General features: G+C 74.9%; 1 protein-coding gene. It reads right to left on the reverse strand.

Features of this window, described 5'->3' with window-relative positions; translation table 11 throughout:
* Positions 1-236: 236 nt before the first annotated feature.
* The coding region (locus HMPREF3099_RS06690; protein WP_305778349.1) for a prephenate dehydratase domain-containing protein at positions 237-670 on the reverse strand (434 nt) is incomplete at its 5' end.

The following is a 670-nucleotide window of genomic DNA, read 5'->3' on the forward strand; positions in this document are numbered from 1 at the left end:
GCCCGACCACCACCCACCCTGTGGACAACCCCCCCTCGCGCCCTCGCCGGCCTCGCCCTCCGGGGTGACCGTGACACGGCGCTGGCCAGGCATGCCGCCGCCGCGGCCGCCGCCCTGGGGATCGTCCGCCCGGAGGGGTCGGGTGAGTGGGTGGTCACCTGCGTCGCCCTCGGTGTGGGAGCCCTCGTGGGCCAGTGGTCCCGCCTCGACGCGGGCCGGGCCAGAACCGCTCCGCCTCAGTGCCTCCCGTCCCGCCAGGGGGACGCCGGGTAGGTGCCCAGCACGCGCGTGTCGGTGGTGAAGAAGGTCAGCTCCTCCAGCGCCCCGGCCAGGGCAGGCTCCTCGGGGTGGCCGTCCACCTCGGCGAGGAACATCGTGGCCGTGAACCGCCCGTCGAGCATGTAGCTCTCCAGCTTGGTCATGTTGATGCCGCTGGTGGCAAAGGCGCCCAGCGCCTTGTACAGGGCGGCCGGGTGGTTGCGCACGGTGAACACGAACGTGGTCACCAGCGGCCCGGCGTCGCGCGGCGGCACGACGGCCTCGCGGCTGAGCACCACGAACCGGGTGGTGTTGTGCGCGGCGTCCTCCACGCCCTCGGCCAGCACCTGCAGCCCGTGGATCTCCGCGGCCAGCGGCGGGGCGAGTGCCGCCCGGGCGGGGTCGCCGGCCT

The organism is Kytococcus sp. HMSC28H12, from assembly GCF_001816045.1.
Classification (GTDB): Bacteria; Actinomycetota; Actinomycetes; order Actinomycetales; family Dermatophilaceae; genus Kytococcus; species Kytococcus schroeteri.